A 15,467-nucleotide genomic window follows, 5' to 3' on the forward strand; every position below is an offset into this window, starting at 1 on the left:
ATCGGCTTTGGCTTTTTGGTGCACGATGGCCCAAACACCGCCGGTGGGCATTTACAGCGTGTGAATATCCGTTCCCTGCGCCGGCGCAGACTCACCTTTTCGCCCTTACGGCGACCTCCTTTTTGTCTTGGCAAAAAGGAGGCAAAAACCGCTTGCTCCTGCATCCGGCCCCTACGCTCCGGCGCCTTCCGGGGCTTCGCGGCCTCCGACTTGCTTCGCAAGTCTCCATCTCGCAACTTCGGCTGACGCCGAAGGGCGCTGCGCGCCTGCCCCTACAGGCACCTGCACTCGGCCTCCTGAAGTCGCGATTGGCGGCGCCTGAACTAATTTGTGCAATTAAAAGCAAAAGCGGGATTGGGATTGGGATTGGGATTGGGATTGGGATTGGGATTGGGATTGGGATTGGGGTTTTGGTCCGGTGATTTCGAAAGTCCAGAACAACCCGCTAATAGAATGGTCCGAACAATCCGAAACCTCGCAACCTCGACCTTCGCAGGTGGGTTTGCCATCGCGCTTGTGTCATCATGCTCCGACCGCCGGTATCCAAAGCCTTCTTTATGAACAAGTCCTACGCATTGTTGCTTGCTCTCGCCCTGCTCCAGGGCTGCCAAAGCCTGGCCCCGCAGAAGAACGAGGCCTCGTCGCCCGTTGCCGCGGCAGGCAAAAGCGCACCGGAAAAGCCTGTGGTGTACGGCTCGTTCAAAGAGGAAACGCTCTACAGCCTGCTGGTGGCGGAACTGGCCGGGCAACGTAACCGCTTTGACATTGCCCTGGCCAACTATGTCGACCAGGCTGAGAAGACCCAGGACCCAGCCGTCTCCGAACGCGCCTACCGCATCGCCGAATACCTCGGTGCCGACGAGCCCGCGCTGGACACCGCGATGATCTGGGCACGCAACGATGCGCAGAACCTCGACGCTCAACGGGCCGCGGCCATTCAACTGGCCCGCGCCGGACGCTACGACGAATCCATGGCCTACATGGAAAAGGTCCTCCAGGGCCAGGGCGACACCCACTTCGACTTCCTCGCGCTGTCCGCAGCCGAAACCGACCAGAACACCCGCGACGGCTTGTTGCAAAGCTTCGACCGCCTGTTGGTCAAGTATCCGGACAACGGCCAGTTGGTGTTTGGCAAAGCACTGTTGCTGAACCAGGATGGCAAGACCGAGCAAGCCCTCGAACTACTCGAATCGCACCCGCCGCAAAACGGCGAAGTCGCCCCGGTGTTGCTGCGCGCCCGTCTGCTGCAGACCCTGGACCGTGGTTCGGAGGCTTTGCCACTGCTGCGCGGGGCTATTCGCGACAATCCCGACGACAAGCGCCTGCGCCTGACCTACGCCCGCACTCTGGTCGAGCAGGACCGCATGGCAGATGCCAAGGCCGAATTCGAGAGCCTGCTCCAGCAGTACCCCGAAGATGACGAGCTGCGCTATTCGCTCGCTCTGGTCTGCCTGGAAACCAAGAACTGGGAAGAGGCCGAGGGGTATCTGCAGGAGCTGGTGGAGCGCGACAGCAATGTCGACGCCGCACACCTGAACCTGGGCCGCCTGCACGAAGAGCGCGGCGATCCCGAGGCCGCCCTGCGTGAATACGCCCTGGTAGGCCCTGGCCCCGATTACCTGCCGGCGCAATTGCGCCAGGCCGACATCCTCATCGCTAACGGCCGCTCCAGCGAGGCGTCGCGCCTGCTCGGCGAAGCCCGAGAGGCCCAGCCGGACTACGCCATCCAGCTGTACCTGATCGAGGCGGAAAGCTACGGCAACAACGCCAAGGAAGCCCAGGCTGAACAAGTCCTGGCCCAGGCGATCAAGCGCTACCCGGATGACCTCAACCTGCTTTATACCCGCGCCATGCTGGCGGAGAAGCGCGATGACCTGGGGCAAATGGAAAAAGACCTGCGCGCCATCATCCAGCGCGAACCGGAAAACGCCATGGCCCTGAACGCGCTCGGCTACACCCTTGCCGACCGCACCACGCGCTACGCCGAAGCCAAGGCGCTGATCGAAAAAGCCCACCAGCTCACCCCGGACGACCCCGCTGTGCTCGACAGCCTGGGCTGGGTCAACTACCGCATGGGCAACCTCGACGAAGCTGAACGCCTGCTGCGCCAGGCCCTGGCGCGCTTCCCCGACCACGAAGTAGCAGCCCACCTGGGTGAAGTGCTCTGGGCCAACGGCAAACGCCGCGAAGCCCGCCAGGTCTGGGCCAAGGCCTTCGAGGGCCAACCCGACAGCCAAATCCTGCGCAAGACTCTCCTGCGCCTGACCGGATCAGAGACCCTGTAAACCATGTTCCTGCGTCATTGCATCACCTTTACCCTGATCGCCCTGCTGGCCGGCTGCGCCGGATTCGGTAGCCGTGAATCCCTGCAAGGCCACGGCGATCCACAGTTGTGGCGCGCCCATAAAGAGCAACTGAGCAACCTCGACGGCTGGCAGATCAACGGCAAGGTCGGCATTCGCGCCCCCCGTGATTCGGGCAGTGGTACCTTGTTCTGGCTGCAACGCCAGGACTACTACGACATCCGCCTGGCCGGCCCCCTGGGTCGCGGGGCGGCACGCCTGACCGGACGCCCCGGCGGCGTAGTCCTGGAGGTGGCCAACCAGGGCCGCTACGAAGCCCCAAGCCCCGAGGCACTGCTCGAAGAACAGCTGGGCTGGCAACTGCCGGTCTCGCATTTGGTCTGGTGGGTCCGTGGCCTGCCTGCCCCCGACAGCAAGAGCCAACTGACCCTGGATGGCGACAGCCGCCTGGCCAGCCTGACCCAGGACGGCTGGCAGGTGCAGTACCTGAGCTACACCCAACAGAACGGCTACTGGCTACCTGAACGCCTGAAGCTGCACGGCCAGGACCTGGACGTCACCCTGGTGGTCAAGGACTGGCAGCCACGCCAGCTGGGGCATTGATCGATGGCCACGCTCACCCTTCCCGCCCCGGCCAAGCTCAACCTGTGGCTGCATATCATCGGTCGCCGCCCAGACGGTTACCACGAGCTGGAAACCGTGTTCCAGTTTCTCGACCATGCCGATCAGCTGCACTACAGCCTGCGTGACGATGGCCAGATCCACTTGCGCACCGAAATCGCCGGCGTGCCCCACGACAGCAATCTGATCGTGAAAGCTGCACGCCAGCTGCAACAACAATCAGGCTGCGCGCTCGGCGTCGACATCTGGCTGGACAAGATCCTGCCCATGGGCGGCGGCATCGGTGGCGGCAGCTCCAACGCCGCGACCACGCTGCTGGCCCTCAATCATCTGTGGCAACTGGGCTGGGACGAAGACCGCCTGGCCGGCCTGGGCCTGGGGCTTGGCGCCGATGTACCGGTGTTCGTCCGCGGCCACGCCGCCTTCGCCCAAGGTGTGGGTGAGCAACTGACCCCGGTGGACCCCGAAGAGCCCTGGTACGTCGTACTGGTGCCGCAAGTGTCTGTCAGCACAGCGGAAATTTTTTCGCATCCAGAGTTGACACGTGATTCCCTCCCCCTTAAGATGCGCCCCGTTCCCGAGGGAAACAGTCGAAATGACTGCCAACCGGTGGTAGAGCAAGGTTATCCAGAAGTTCGCAATGCGTTGAATCTGCTGGGTAAATACACTGAAGCTCGTCTAACCGGCACTGGAAGTTGTGTGTTTGGGGCCTTCCCAAGCAAAGCCGAAGCTGATAAAGTTCTGGCCCTTCTTTCAGAGACCCAAACAGGGTTTGTGGCAAAGGGAAGCAACATTTCGATGTTGCATCGCAAGCTGCAGAGCCTGCTCTAGAAGTCGAGTATTCGGTACTCGCAGCAACAGATACAGGGGCGTCGCCAAGCGGTAAGGCAGCAGGTTTTGATCCTGCCATGCGTTGGTTCGAATCCAGCCGCCCCTGCCATTTTCCTTATACTCATCCAGGTTACCCTCAGCCTTCAGGTACTGCGCGTGTCCAAGATGATGGTCTTCACGGGGAATGCCAACCCCGATCTGGCTCGGCGTGTCGTACGTCAGCTGCATATTCCACTGGGTGATGTTTCTGTCGGTAAATTCTCCGACGGCGAAATCAGTGCTGAGATCAATGAAAATGTTCGTGGTAAGGACGTTTTCATCATTCAGCCAACCTGTGCCCCTACCAACGACAATCTGATGGAACTGGTAGTGATGGCCGACGCCTTCCGCCGCTCCTCAGCGTCACGAATCACTGCCGTGATTCCTTACTTCGGATACGCCCGCCAGGACCGCCGTCCGCGTTCGGCACGTGTAGCCATCAGCGCCAAAGTCGTCGCTGACATGCTCACTGTCGTGGGTATCGACCGTGTACTCACTGTCGACCTGCACGCTGACCAGATCCAGGGCTTCTTCGATATTCCCGTCGACAACATCTACGGCTCGCCCGTACTGGTCGACGACATCGAAGACCAGCGTTTCGAGAACCTGATGATCGTCTCCCCGGACATCGGTGGTGTCGTGCGCGCACGTGCCGTCGCCAAGTCCCTGGGTGTCGACCTGGGTATCATCGACAAGCGCCGTGAAAAGGCCAATCACTCCGAAGTGATGCACATCATCGGCGACGTCGAAGGGCGCACCTGCATCCTGGTAGACGACATGGTCGATACCGCCGGTACCCTGTGCAACGCGGCCAAGGCCCTGAAAGACCACGGCGCGGCCAAGGTCTACGCCTACTGCACGCACCCGGTACTGTCGGGCCGTGCGATCGAGAACATCGAGAAGTCGGTGCTGGACGAGCTGGTGGTGACCAACACCATCCCGCTGTCCGCCGCTGCTCAAGCCTGTGACCGTATCCGCCAGCTGGATATCGCACCGGTTGTCGCTGAAGCGGTTCGCCGCATCAGCAACGAAGAATCGATCAGCGCGATGTTCCGCTAAGCGGAACGCTCGCTGACGAAAAGCGCCCCGCCCCGGCATCTTGTCGGGGCGGGGCTTTTTTGCCAATCCCGATGGCGCTGGTCGCAAACGCCATACGGGAGGCTATTTTGGAGATACAAAATGACCGATTTCATCCTGAACGCCCAAGCGCGTACTGACCTGGGGAAAGGTGCGAGCCGCCGCCTGCGTCATTCCGCCAACATCCCAGCCGTTGTCTACGGTGGTGGCAAAGAAGCCCAATCCCTGACCATCCTGGCCAAGGAAATCACCAAGCTGTTCGATAACGAAGCTGCCTTCAGCCACGTTCTGGAACTGAACGTCGACGGCACCAAGCAGAACGTCGTCGTCAAGGCCCTGCAGCGTCACCCAGCCAAAGGCTTCATCATGCACGCCGACTTCGTTCGCGTCGTTGCTGGCCAGAAGCTGACCGCCAAGGTACCGGTTCACTTCATCAACGAAGAAGCCCCGGTCAAGAAAGGCGGCGAGATCTCCCACGTAGAAGCCGAGATCGAAGTTTCCTGCGAAGCCAAAGACCTGCCTGAGTTCATCGAAGTCGACCTGGCCAAGGCTGAAATCGGCACCATCATCCACCTGTCGGACCTGAAAGCTCCGAAAGGCGTAGAGTTCGTCGCTCTGGCCCACGGTGATGACAAAGCTGTTGCCAACGTCCACGCCCCGCGCGTAGCCGCTGACGCTGCTGAAGGCGCTGCCGAGTAATCCACTCGCACGCCGGCGTTGATCGGGTTACAGTGCCGCGCGCACCGTAACCCACCAACTCCAAGGAAGAGCCCCTGACGTGACCGCCATCCAGTTGATCGTCGGCCTGGGTAACCCCGGCCCCGAATACGAACAGACCCGGCATAACGCAGGGGCTCTTTTCGTTGAACGCCTCGCCAGCGCCCAGCGTGTATCGCTGACCGCTGACCGCAAGTATTTCGGCCTGACGGCTAAGTTCAGCCATCAGGGCCAAGACGTTCGTCTGCTCATTCCCACCACCTACATGAACCGCAGCGGCCAGTCCGTCGCGGCACTGGCCAATTTCTTCCGGATTCCACCGGCGGCCATCCTGGTGGCGCATGACGAACTCGACCTGCCCCCGGGCGTCGCCAAGCTCAAGAAAGGCGGCGGCCATGGTGGGCACAACGGCCTGCGCGACATCATCGCGCAGCTCGGCAACCAGAACGACTTCCATCGCCTGCGGCTCGGCATCGGCCACCCAGGTGACGCCAAACTGGTCTCCAACTTCGTCCTGGGCCGCGCACCGCGCGCCGAGCAGGAGAAGCTCGACGCCAGCATCGATTTTGCCCTCGGCGTGATGCCGGACGTGCTCGCAGGCGATTTCGCCAAGGCGATGCGCGAACTGCACAGCCAGAAGGCCTGATTTCCTAGAGAGGGGAATTCCCATGGGTTTCAATTGCGGCATCGTCGGCCTGCCCAACGTCGGCAAGTCCACCCTGTTCAACGCCCTGACCAAGTCCGGTATCGCGGCGGAGAACTTCCCCTTCTGCACCATCGAGCCGAACAGCGGCATCGTGCCGATGCCCGATGCACGCCTCGACGCTCTGGCCGAGATCGTCAAGCCTGAGCGTGTGATTCCGACCACCATGGAATTCGTCGACATTGCCGGCCTGGTCGCCGGTGCCTCGAAGGGCGAAGGCCTGGGCAACAAGTTCCTCGCCAACATCCGCGAGACCGACGCCATCGCCCATGTGGTGCGCTGCTTCGAAGACGAGAACGTGATCCACGTCTCCAACAGCGTCGACCCCAAGCGTGACATCGAGATCATCGACCTAGAACTGATCTTCGCCGACCTGGACAGCTGCGAGAAGCAACTGCAGAAGGTCGCGCGCAACGCCAAGGGCGGTGACAAGGAAGCCCTGGCCCAGAAAGCCCTGCTGGAAAAGCTCATTGCCCACTTCACCGATGGCAAGCCTGCGCGCAGCCTGATGAAGAACATGAGCGTCGAGGAGAAGGCCGTGATCCGCGGCTTCCACCTGCTGACCAGCAAGCCGGTGATGTACATCGCCAACGTGGCCGAGGACGGCTTCGAGAACAACCCGCACCTGGACGTGGTCAAGGCCATCGCCGAGGAAGAAGGCGCGGTCGTGGTGCCAGTGTGCAACAAGATCGAAGCGGAGATCGCCGAGCTGGAAGAAGGCGAGGAGAAGGACATGTTCCTCGAGGCCCTGGGCCTGGAAGAGCCTGGCCTGAACCGCGTGATCCGCGCCGGCTACGCCCTGCTCAATCTGCAGACCTACTTCACCGCGGGTGTGAAAGAAGTCCGCGCCTGGACCGTGCGTGTCGGTGCCACCGCGCCGCAAGCCGCCGCCGTGATCCACACCGACTTCGAGAAAGGCTTCATCCGCGCCGAAGTCGTGGCCTATGACGACTTCATCCAGTACAAGGGTGAAGGCGGCGCCAAGGAAGCCGGCAAATGGCGTCTGGAAGGCAAGGACTACATCGTCAAGGACGGTGACGTGATGCACTTCCGCTTCAACGTCTAATCGGGAGTCGAGATCGCACGAGCTCCTGATGGACATCAAAACCCCTTGAATACAGCCGATTCAAGGGGTTTTTTATTGCCCACGAGTGTCCGGTTCAGCCCCCCCCTTCGCTTGCCAACGCGTTCATAGGGCGCTCACCCGCAACTGCGTCAGGCTGTTGGCTAGGTGCTATTCGAAATTGGTTTTCCCACTTGGAGATCACCAAGGGCGCCAAGGCGTTGCCCAGCACATTCAACGCGGTGATCGGCATGTCCATGAGCCTGTAGACACCGGCGATGAAAGCGATGCCCTCCACGGGAAGCCCGGCACTGGTCAGCGTGGCGGTGAGGATGACGAACATCGCCCCTGGCACACCCGCCGCGCCTTTGGACGTCAAAACCATGATGAGCACCAGCACCGCCTGGTCAGCGAGGCTCAATGGGATTTCATACAGTTGGGCGATGAAAAGCGTACCAATGCCCACGAAGAGCGATGCGCCATCCAGATTGAACGAGTACCCAGTAGGAATCACCAAGGAAGCAATGGACCTCGGCGCGCCGTAAGCCTCCACCTTCTCGATGAGCTGTGGCATCACGGTAGCCGAAGTGGCGGTACTGAATGCCAAAATCAGTTCATCCTTGATGAACGTGATCAGGTCGAAGATGTTAATGCCAACCGCTTTGGCTATTCCGCCAAGTACGACCAGTCCGAACAGCAGGACAGCGGCGTAAGTGACAAGAATCAATTTACCCAACGGCAACAGCGCAGAAAGTCCGAAGTTAGACACCGTCACGCCAATGAGACCGAAAATGCCGATCGGAGAATAGTGCATGACGATGTGCGTGACTTTGAACATCGCTCCGGAAAAGGCGTTGAACACAGCGATCAGCGGTCGCTTCTTATCCGCATCAAGCGCATTCACACCAAAACCGAACAGGATCGAAAAGAACAAGATGGGTAGCAAGTTACCCTGCGCCATTGCATTCACGATGTTATCCGGAATGACACCAAGAATCACACTTCCGACATCGCCACCCTCCGAAGAAGAGGGCAACGTCAGTGACTGGGCAGCCGAAAGGGTGCTCAAGTTTGCGCCGGTACCTGGCTGGGCCACATTACCTATGATCAAACCACAAACAATGGCGATACCCGTGACGACGAAGAAGTAGAACATGGTTTTGGCCCCCACCCGCCCGATTGCCTTGCTGTCGCCATTACCGGCAACGGCACTGACCATGCAGGCAAAGACCAGTGGCGCCACGATCATTTTCATCATCTTGATGAAAATATCACCGGCTGGCTGCAGGACCTGACTACTCACCCATACTTTGTAATCTGGATAAATATTTAACAGGGCACCCACTATAATGCCCAGCACCAGACCCACGATGATTCTTGTGACCAGACTCGCCTTCGCCATACGTCCTCCCATTATTATAATTTGGACTGTCAACTGGCTGGTAAACGCCGCGCACACTCAAGCATCCGGTATTCGCACTCATGCGTTGGTGCTCATGATAAACAGCGTGATCGACAAAGCGTGCTGCTTGGATAAAAGCACGCCTTCAAACAGCAAAGACTTCTTTGAAGTCCTTGAAACCTTTTATCTCGATTGGGTTGCCACTTGGATCGAGGAAGAACATTGTCCGCTGCTCACCCGGCTGACCCGGGAAGCGCACAACGGGGGGAATATCGAACTTCACCCCATGGGCTTGCAGGCGCTCTGCCATCGCCATCCAATCATCCAACTGAAGCACCAGGCCGATGTGCGGCATCAGCACCATGTGCTCGCCGACCTTGCCGGTGCGCGTGGTCGGAAATGGCGTGCCTTCGTGAAGGGAAATTTGATGACCGAATAAGTCGTAATCGATGTACGTCTCGCTGGAACGGCCTTCTTTACAGCCCAGCACCTCGCCGTAAAACTTACGAGACTCTTCAAGGTTTGTTACATGATAGGAGGCATGGAAAAATGCGGTCACGGAAACGCCCTCTTGTTTGGGTGGGAATTTCGTGCAGCCTACCCTATCCTTTCGCTTGTTCTGGAGCGTGATTTTCCATCTCTGACCGAAAGGAATTGTTTTGGATATTCGATTTCTCGAAAGTCTGGTCGCGGTTATTGAAACAGGTTCCATCGCGGCAGCCGCCCGCCGAGAAAATCTTACTGCACCTGCCATCAGCCAGCGTATTCAAGCGCTTGAGAAATCGCTCTGCTGTGAACTATTGAACCGTGGATCCCACTCAGTTGATCCCTCTGAACAATGCCTGGCACTGTTGCCGAAAATGCGCAACTTAATTCAGTGCGCCACGGAACTCAGGGATGGATTCGACAGCAATGGGCTTACAGGTGATTTCAAGTTAGGCGCTATTTCAACTGCGTTGACAGGCCTGCTTCCAGAATTAATGCACCAATTAACGATAACGGCACCGCACCTGAGGCTTAGAATCACACCTGGCGACTCGCGCGCGCTGTATGAGCAGGTGGTAACAGGTGAACTCGATGCCGGGCTTATGGTCTGCCCCCCGTTTTCCGTACCGAAATCCATCAAGATGCAAACGCTGCGGCATGAACCTTTAATGCTGTTGACAAAGGAACCCATTGAGCAGAGCAATATAAATACGACCATTCTCACCCACCCGTTGATTCGATACGATTCAAATGCCTGGGGCGGGCAGATAGCCCTGCAATACTTGCATGACAACGATCTAAGCCCTGATCTACTGTGCAACCTCGATGCGCTTGACGCCATTTACATCATGGTAGAGAAAGGGATGGGTGTATCGCTCGTTCCCGCATGGGCAGGTTTGAAAAGTGGGGAGGTATTCGCCACGCCCGTCTCAGACTCCGATGACTACATACGCCAACTCGTTTTACTGTATAAATCCATCCCGCGAAGGCCCAAAGCGCTGGATGCCATAAAAGAAATACTCAAGCGCACGGCTTTATGATCCGCTCTCTACGAAGCGGACACCGAGCCTTGCAGCTCCCTGACCTCCCACCTCGTGACCTCCCCGTTTCAAGGGGTTTGTCGCATCTGGCCTTCAGCCTCTTGCTCGAACGCCTCCACCAAAAAGTCGATCAGCTTGCGCACCGCAGGCATCACCCCGCGTCGTGACGGGAACAGCGCAACGATCTCGCCCTTGCGTGGGGTCCAGTCTTCCAAGGCAGGCACCAGGCGCCCGGCCGCCAGGTCGGCGCGCACCAGTTCCTCGGGGAGCAACACCACACCGGCACCTGCCAACGCACCCTGGCGCAGCACCGCGACATCGTCCGACACCAGGCGGGGCCGGTAGCGAATCGACGCCACGGCGCCGTCCGGCCCGTCCAGGTCCCAGGTGTACTCCTGTACATTGGCGCCCCAGCCCAGGCTCGGCAGTTCGAACAGGTCCGAGGGGCGCAGCGGTTGCTCATGTCCGATCAGCAGCCTGGGGGCGACTACCAGGCATTGGCGACTATCGGCCAACTTGCGCATCACCAGCTCGCTGCTCTCCAGTGGCCGATGGCGCACGCTCAGGACCAGGTCGAAGCCCTCGCCAATGACATCGACACGCCGGTTGTAGCTTTTGACCAGCAACTCCACCACTGGGCATTCGGCCATGAAGCGCGCCAGCATCGGCGCCAGGCGCGAGTCCAGCAGCGAGGTGCTGCAGGCCAGGCGGATAATACCGCTGGGCACCGCACGGCTGCGCTCGATCGCGTCTTCGGCGGCATACGCCCGGTCCATCATCGATACACAGTGATGGTAGTACTCCAGGCCCACCTCGGTGACGGCGAACTGGCGGGTGGAGCGCTGGATAAGACGCACGCCCAGGCGCTCTTCCAGCAGGGCCACACGACGGCTAAGGCGCGACTTGGGCAAGCCGAGGACACGGCCGGCGGGGGCGAAGCCACCGTGCTCCACCACCTTGGTGTACAGGTACAAATCATTCAGATCGAACATGCGACAGACTCACCCAACTCAATCCACGATGGTGACCGTCGCCGTGGTCCCAGCGCGCAGCGGCGGTGCGTCGGCGCTGCGCTCCAGACGCAGGCGCACCGGGATCCGCTGGGCAAGCTTGACCCAGGTATAGCTCGGATTGACGTTGGCCAGCAGGCGGTTGCCCGGCTGGTTCTCGCGATCGGTGATGGCGTAGGCGATGCTTTCCACCGTGCCCTTCAGCACCTCGCCGCTCATCAAGGCGATGCGCGCGTGGCTGCCCACCTTGATCTTCGGCAGCTTGGTTTCTTCGAAATAGCCACTGACGTGGAACGAGCTGCTGTCGACCAGCGCCAACAGCGGCGTGCCGGATTGGGCGAAATCCCCCTGGCGGGTCAACAGGTTGGTTACATAGCCGCTGACCGGCGCGGTGACCCGTGTGCGCTCCAGGTCCAGGCGGGCCTGCTTCAATGTGGCCTCGGCGAGCTGCACGTTGGCCTGGGCCAACCCCAGGTTGGACTGCTCGCGTAGAAGATCGGCCTGGGCCACGGCCACGTCCGTGCCGGACTTCTCCCACTCTTCCGCGGAAATCGCCGACAAAGACTGAAGCCTACGCCGGCGTTGCTCTTCGCTGCGCCGTTGCTTGAGCAGGGCTTCGTTGGCGACGATCGACGCCTTGGACTGCCCCAGTGCGGCGCGAGCGACCTCGACCGCGCGCTCGGCATGCAGTACCGCAAGCTCATAACGGGCGGGGTCGATCTGCAGCAGCAGCTCGCCTTGCTTGACGAACTGGTTGTCATGGATCGGCAGTTCGATGATGCGACCGGCCACCTCGGCCGACAGGGTCACCACGTCCGCCCTCACCCGGGCGTCGCGGGTCCAGGGCGCACGGGTGTAGTAGTCCCAGGCAAACCAGCCCAGCACCAGGGCAAGGGCCAGCACGGCCAAGGTCAGTGCCTTGGAAAATACAGGTTTCAAGGCAGGCATTGTTAGACACTCACTCCCATCGATAACACCAGGGCCGCGCAGATCGCGGCATACAGAGCACCCTGGAACAAGGCGGGATGCCACACCAACGCCAGCACCCCAACTCGACGCAGCAAGGCGTCGGCAAGCAGAAACAACGGCAAGCCCAGCAACAACGCCTGGGCGATCGGCGGCAGGTAGACACCGCCGAACTCGAAATCAATGGGCATAGGCGCCCTCCTCTTCAGGCTGCGTGGTCGGCGCCAGTACCTGGCGGTAGCGCTGGAGCAACTGGCCGGCGATCGCCAAGGCGACCCGCAGGATGAACAACTGACGCAGCGCCTCCCGGCCCGCCTCGAAATGCGCCTGATGCAAGGCGTCCAGGGTTTCGCCAAGCGCTTCGAGCTCGTGCAGCAGTGCGTCCAGGTCCACCTGACGACGCGCACCGATGAAGTCCGCCATCTCTTGCAACCCTAGGCGCAATCGCGCCTTTACGCCTTCCGGCAAGGTCTCGCTGGTGACGCACTGGGCCTGTGCCTTGGCCAGGACGATAGCCAATGCCGGGCACACCAGATTGCACTCGAACAGCTCCCGCGAACGCGCATCGCTGGTGGCCGGCAGCAGGCCGATCATGGCCGAGAGCCGATCGAGCATGCGGCTCTCGAAATCGAACTGGCGCACCAGGCTGGAGGGGGCAGTCACGTGTTGGTACACATCTTCCCGGCTCAGGCGAAACAGGCGGGCCATGCGCCTTTGCGGGTTGAACGGGAAGACCAGGGCAAACACCACCATCGCCAGCAGCCCCCCGGCCAGGTAGGCCCCGGCGAACTCGAACCATTGGATGGCGCTGTTATGGTAAGCCCCGACGTTCTGCGGGCCGATCATCAGCAGGCCCACCAGGCCGATGCCCATGCCGATCCCGGCGGTCATGGGGTTGGCCAGACCGACGGCGGCCAGATAGAGCAAGGGTGTCAGGCACAGGGCGAGCATTTCGAAATCGGTGAAGATCGGCAGCAGGCCGAACTGATAGACCGCTGAGAGTACCAGCGCCACCAGCAATCCGCGGTTGTAGTTCTGGCTGGCCAGCAGCGGTCGAGGCAAAGTGGCCATCAGCGAGCACATGACGCCGATCAGGATCACTCCAGAGCGGGCGCCGTCCCAAGCGGTCTCGATCCACAGCCACCCTGCCAGGAACAACGCCAGAAAGGCCCGCGCGGCGTTCATGCCGGCCAGGCGAAAATCCAAGTGCAGGGCACTGACCCGCCCTTGGGCATGGGGGCAGCTGGCAGCCCTGCCCTGCTGGATCGCCTCGTTCAGCTCGATCAGCTCGTTCAGTTGTTGCAACAGACGCGCCTGCTCCCAACGCAGGGCCCAGGCCAGTGAACGCAGACGCGGTGGCAATGGTTCGCTGAGAAACTCCGCACGATCGGCGGCCTGCTCGAAGCGCTGGTTCAGGTGGTGTATGGCCTGGCGACGCTGCGCCGATAAGGCCACACCCTCATTGGCCAGGGCATCTAGGCTGTCCAGCTCATCGTTGCGCAACAGTTGGATGTCGGCCGGCAGCGGCCCTTGCCAGTGCTGCTTGATCAGCTCACGTTGCTGTCGCAACACCAGTAGGCGCGACACCAGCAGCACCAGCTGGTTGGCCAGCAGTTGCACCAGGCCATCGGCGTTGCGCAGGTGCGGGGCATCGAAATAAAGATGTCGGCGCAGGCCTTCCAGCGCGCTGACCTGGGCGATCAGCTGGGCTTGGCGCTGGTTGAAAGCGGCTTCGTCTTCCTCGGTCCTGATGACCTCGGCGGCATGCCGAGCGATCAGCTTGACCAGGCTGTCGACCTGGGCGAAGTAACCTTGGGCGACCGCCTGCGGACGCGCTGTCAGCAGGCTGACCACGGCTACACAGGCCACTGCCAGCAGGGTTTCGGTCAGGCGCGTGATGGCCAGCAGCAGGATGCCGTCCGGTTCGGGCACCGCCAGCATCGCCACCACCACGGCAGTGAAACCACTGAGGACGAAGGCATGGGAGTCGGTATAGCGCAGCAGCGTGCCCCCTGCCGTGCAGAACGCCAGCCACAAGGCCAGGCAAACGATGAAGGGCATCGGTGCCTGGGGGAACAGCGCCATGAGCACCACCGCCACCGCCGCGCCCGCCGCCGTGCCGATCACCTGCGCGAAGCTGCGCTTGAGGGTCATGCCGGCCAAGGGCAGGCTGATGATGATCACGGTCATCAGCGCCCACTTGGGCTGTTCCAGATCGAAGATGAACGCCAGATACAGACACAGCAGGCCTGCGACGATGGTGCGTAAGGTGAAGAGCAACACCCCACGCCCGGGATTGAGGGCCAGTTTGAAATAGCCGATCAGTGGACCCATCCGGTACCTCTGGATACGGACGGGAACCCTGCCCCAGGCGCATGAGCCCCTAAGGCAAAGCTCCCACGCCGGATTACTTCGTCAGCGTGCTGAAGCTGGTCATCAAGTTACGGTAGTCCGGGATGTGGTTGGAGAACAGTGTGCCCAGGCCTTCGATGTCGTTGCGCCAGTCGCGGTGCAGCTCACAGGCCACGCCGAACCAGGTCATCAACTGCGCACCGGCCGCCTCCATGCGGCGCCAGGCCGAATCACGGGTCAGTTCGTTGAAGGTCCCGGAGGCATCGGTGACCACGAACACATCGAAGCCCTCTTCCAGGGCCGACAGCGCCGGGAAGGCCACGCACACCTCGGTCACCACACCGGCGATGATCAGTTGCTTCTTGCCGGTGGCCTTCACCGCCTTGACGAAGTCTTCGTTGTCCCAGGCGTTGATGTTGCCGGGGCGGGCGATATAGGGCGCATCTGGGAACTGCGCCTTGAGCTCAGGCACCAGCGGGCCATTGGGGCCGTTTTCGAAGCTTGTGGTGAGGATGGTCGGCAGCTTGAAGTACTTGGCCAGGTCCGAGAGGGCCAGCACGTTGTTCTTGAAGCGGTCCGGTTCGATATCACGCACCAGGGAGAGCAGACCCGTCTGGTGATCGACCAGCAAGACAGCGGCGTCGTTCTTGTCCAGACGCTTGTATTGGAAAGCCATGGTAATGCTCCTTTCTTCGGTGGGATTTTTAGACGTACGCAATCCAGTTGCCGCCTGCCCGCAATTCATGTGCGGGACTATCAGCGTAGGCAACACCGGCCATGCCAAGCGACCGTCAGTCGGCTCGATTCGGCGGTCGGCGCCCCTTCTGAAAAAACAATAGACACAACGTTAGTCCGAC

At 60.7% G+C, this 15,467-nt stretch carries 15 protein-coding genes and 1 tRNA gene; 9 read left to right on the plus strand and 7 right to left on the minus strand.

The window, feature by feature from the left end; genetic code table 11:
• Window positions 1-557 precede the first annotated feature (557 nt).
• The 8 genes from DQ397_RS00930 to ychF all read left to right on the plus strand — a co-directional run bounded on the left by DQ397_RS00930 (window position 558) and on the right by ychF (window position 7,357).
• Window positions 558-2,285 (plus strand): tetratricopeptide repeat protein, encoded by a 1,728-nt coding sequence (locus DQ397_RS00930; RefSeq protein ID WP_043214921.1) that lies wholly within the window; start codon window positions 558-560, stop codon window positions 2,283-2,285.
• 3 nt (window positions 2,286-2,288) lie between these two features.
• A complete protein-coding gene (gene lolB, locus DQ397_RS00935; protein WP_043214919.1) occupies window positions 2,289-2,906 on the plus strand; it encodes a lipoprotein insertase outer membrane protein LolB in 618 nt (205 codons plus the stop codon).
• 3 nt (window positions 2,907-2,909) lie between these two features.
• Complete coding sequence (gene ispE / locus DQ397_RS00940; protein ID WP_043214917.1) at window positions 2,910-3,755, plus strand: 4-(cytidine 5'-diphospho)-2-C-methyl-D-erythritol kinase; 846 nt, start codon at window positions 2,910-2,912, stop codon at window positions 3,753-3,755.
• Window positions 3,756-3,789: 34 nt separating this feature from the next.
• A tRNA-Gln gene (locus DQ397_RS00945) sits at window positions 3,790-3,864 on the plus strand.
• Window positions 3,865-3,911: 47 nt separating this feature from the next.
• Entirely contained in the window at window positions 3,912-4,853 is a 942-nt protein-coding gene (locus tag DQ397_RS00950; protein ID WP_043214915.1) for a ribose-phosphate pyrophosphokinase, read from the plus strand.
• Between the two features lie 120 nt (window positions 4,854-4,973).
• Window positions 4,974-5,570, plus strand: a complete 597-nt coding sequence (locus DQ397_RS00955; RefSeq protein WP_043214913.1) for a 50S ribosomal protein L25/general stress protein Ctc — start codon at window positions 4,974-4,976, stop codon at window positions 5,568-5,570.
• Between the two features lie 79 nt (window positions 5,571-5,649).
• On the plus strand, window positions 5,650-6,234 hold the full coding sequence (gene pth / locus DQ397_RS00960) for an aminoacyl-tRNA hydrolase (protein ID WP_043214910.1): 585 nt from the start codon (window positions 5,650-5,652) through the stop codon (window positions 6,232-6,234).
• Between the two features lie 22 nt (window positions 6,235-6,256).
• Window positions 6,257-7,357, plus strand: a complete 1,101-nt coding sequence (gene ychF, locus DQ397_RS00965) for a redox-regulated ATPase YchF (protein WP_043214908.1) — start codon at window positions 6,257-6,259, stop codon at window positions 7,355-7,357.
• Window positions 7,358-7,451: 94 nt separating this feature from the next.
• Here the strand turns inward: ychF and DQ397_RS00970 are convergent, their stop codons facing one another.
• Window positions 7,452-8,756 carry a cation:dicarboxylate symporter family transporter gene (locus DQ397_RS00970; RefSeq protein WP_043214906.1) on the minus strand — a complete coding sequence of 435 codons (1,305 nt, stop codon included), beginning with the start codon at window positions 8,754-8,756 and terminating at the stop codon, window positions 7,452-7,454.
• Between the two features lie 145 nt (window positions 8,757-8,901).
• The gene (locus tag DQ397_RS00975; protein WP_043214904.1) at window positions 8,902-9,315 is read right to left on the minus strand and encodes a VOC family protein; all 414 of its coding nucleotides are present in this window, start codon (window positions 9,313-9,315) and stop codon (window positions 8,902-8,904) included.
• 100 nt (window positions 9,316-9,415) lie between these two features.
• On the opposite strand from DQ397_RS00975, the gene DQ397_RS00980 reads away from it, so the two are divergent.
• Window positions 9,416-10,282 carry a LysR family transcriptional regulator gene (locus tag DQ397_RS00980; RefSeq protein WP_043214901.1) on the plus strand — a complete coding sequence of 289 codons (867 nt, stop codon included), beginning with the start codon at window positions 9,416-9,418 and terminating at the stop codon, window positions 10,280-10,282.
• Between the two features lie 68 nt (window positions 10,283-10,350).
• On the opposite strand, the gene DQ397_RS00985 is transcribed toward DQ397_RS00980, so the two are convergent.
• The 5 genes from DQ397_RS00985 to ycaC all read right to left on the minus strand — a co-directional run bounded on the left by DQ397_RS00985 (window position 10,351) and on the right by ycaC (window position 15,286).
• Complete coding sequence (locus tag DQ397_RS00985) at window positions 10,351-11,274, minus strand: LysR substrate-binding domain-containing protein (protein WP_043214899.1); 924 nt, start codon at window positions 11,272-11,274, stop codon at window positions 10,351-10,353.
• A gap of 18 nt (window positions 11,275-11,292) precedes the next feature.
• On the minus strand, window positions 11,293-12,240 hold the full coding sequence (locus tag DQ397_RS00990; protein WP_372240712.1) for an HlyD family efflux transporter periplasmic adaptor subunit: 948 nt from the start codon (window positions 12,238-12,240) through the stop codon (window positions 11,293-11,295).
• 2 nt (window positions 12,241-12,242) lie between these two features.
• The gene (locus DQ397_RS00995) at window positions 12,243-12,449 is read right to left on the minus strand and encodes a DUF1656 domain-containing protein (RefSeq protein WP_043214896.1); all 207 of its coding nucleotides are present in this window, start codon (window positions 12,447-12,449) and stop codon (window positions 12,243-12,245) included.
• Entirely contained in the window at window positions 12,439-14,592 is a 2,154-nt protein-coding gene (locus tag DQ397_RS01000; protein WP_043214894.1) for an FUSC family protein, read from the minus strand. The genes DQ397_RS00995 and DQ397_RS01000 overlap by 11 nt, the downstream gene beginning before the upstream one ends.
• A 73-nt stretch (window positions 14,593-14,665) precedes the next feature.
• A complete protein-coding gene (gene ycaC / locus DQ397_RS01005; RefSeq protein WP_043214892.1) occupies window positions 14,666-15,286 on the minus strand; it encodes an isochorismate family cysteine hydrolase YcaC in 621 nt (206 codons plus the stop codon).
• Window positions 15,287-15,467 lie beyond the last annotated feature (181 nt).

The sequence above is a fragment of the Pseudomonas sp. CK-NBRI-02 genome, assembly GCF_008124495.1.
In the GTDB taxonomy this organism is placed as follows: Bacteria; Pseudomonadota; Gammaproteobacteria; order Pseudomonadales; family Pseudomonadaceae; genus Aquipseudomonas; species Aquipseudomonas guariconensis.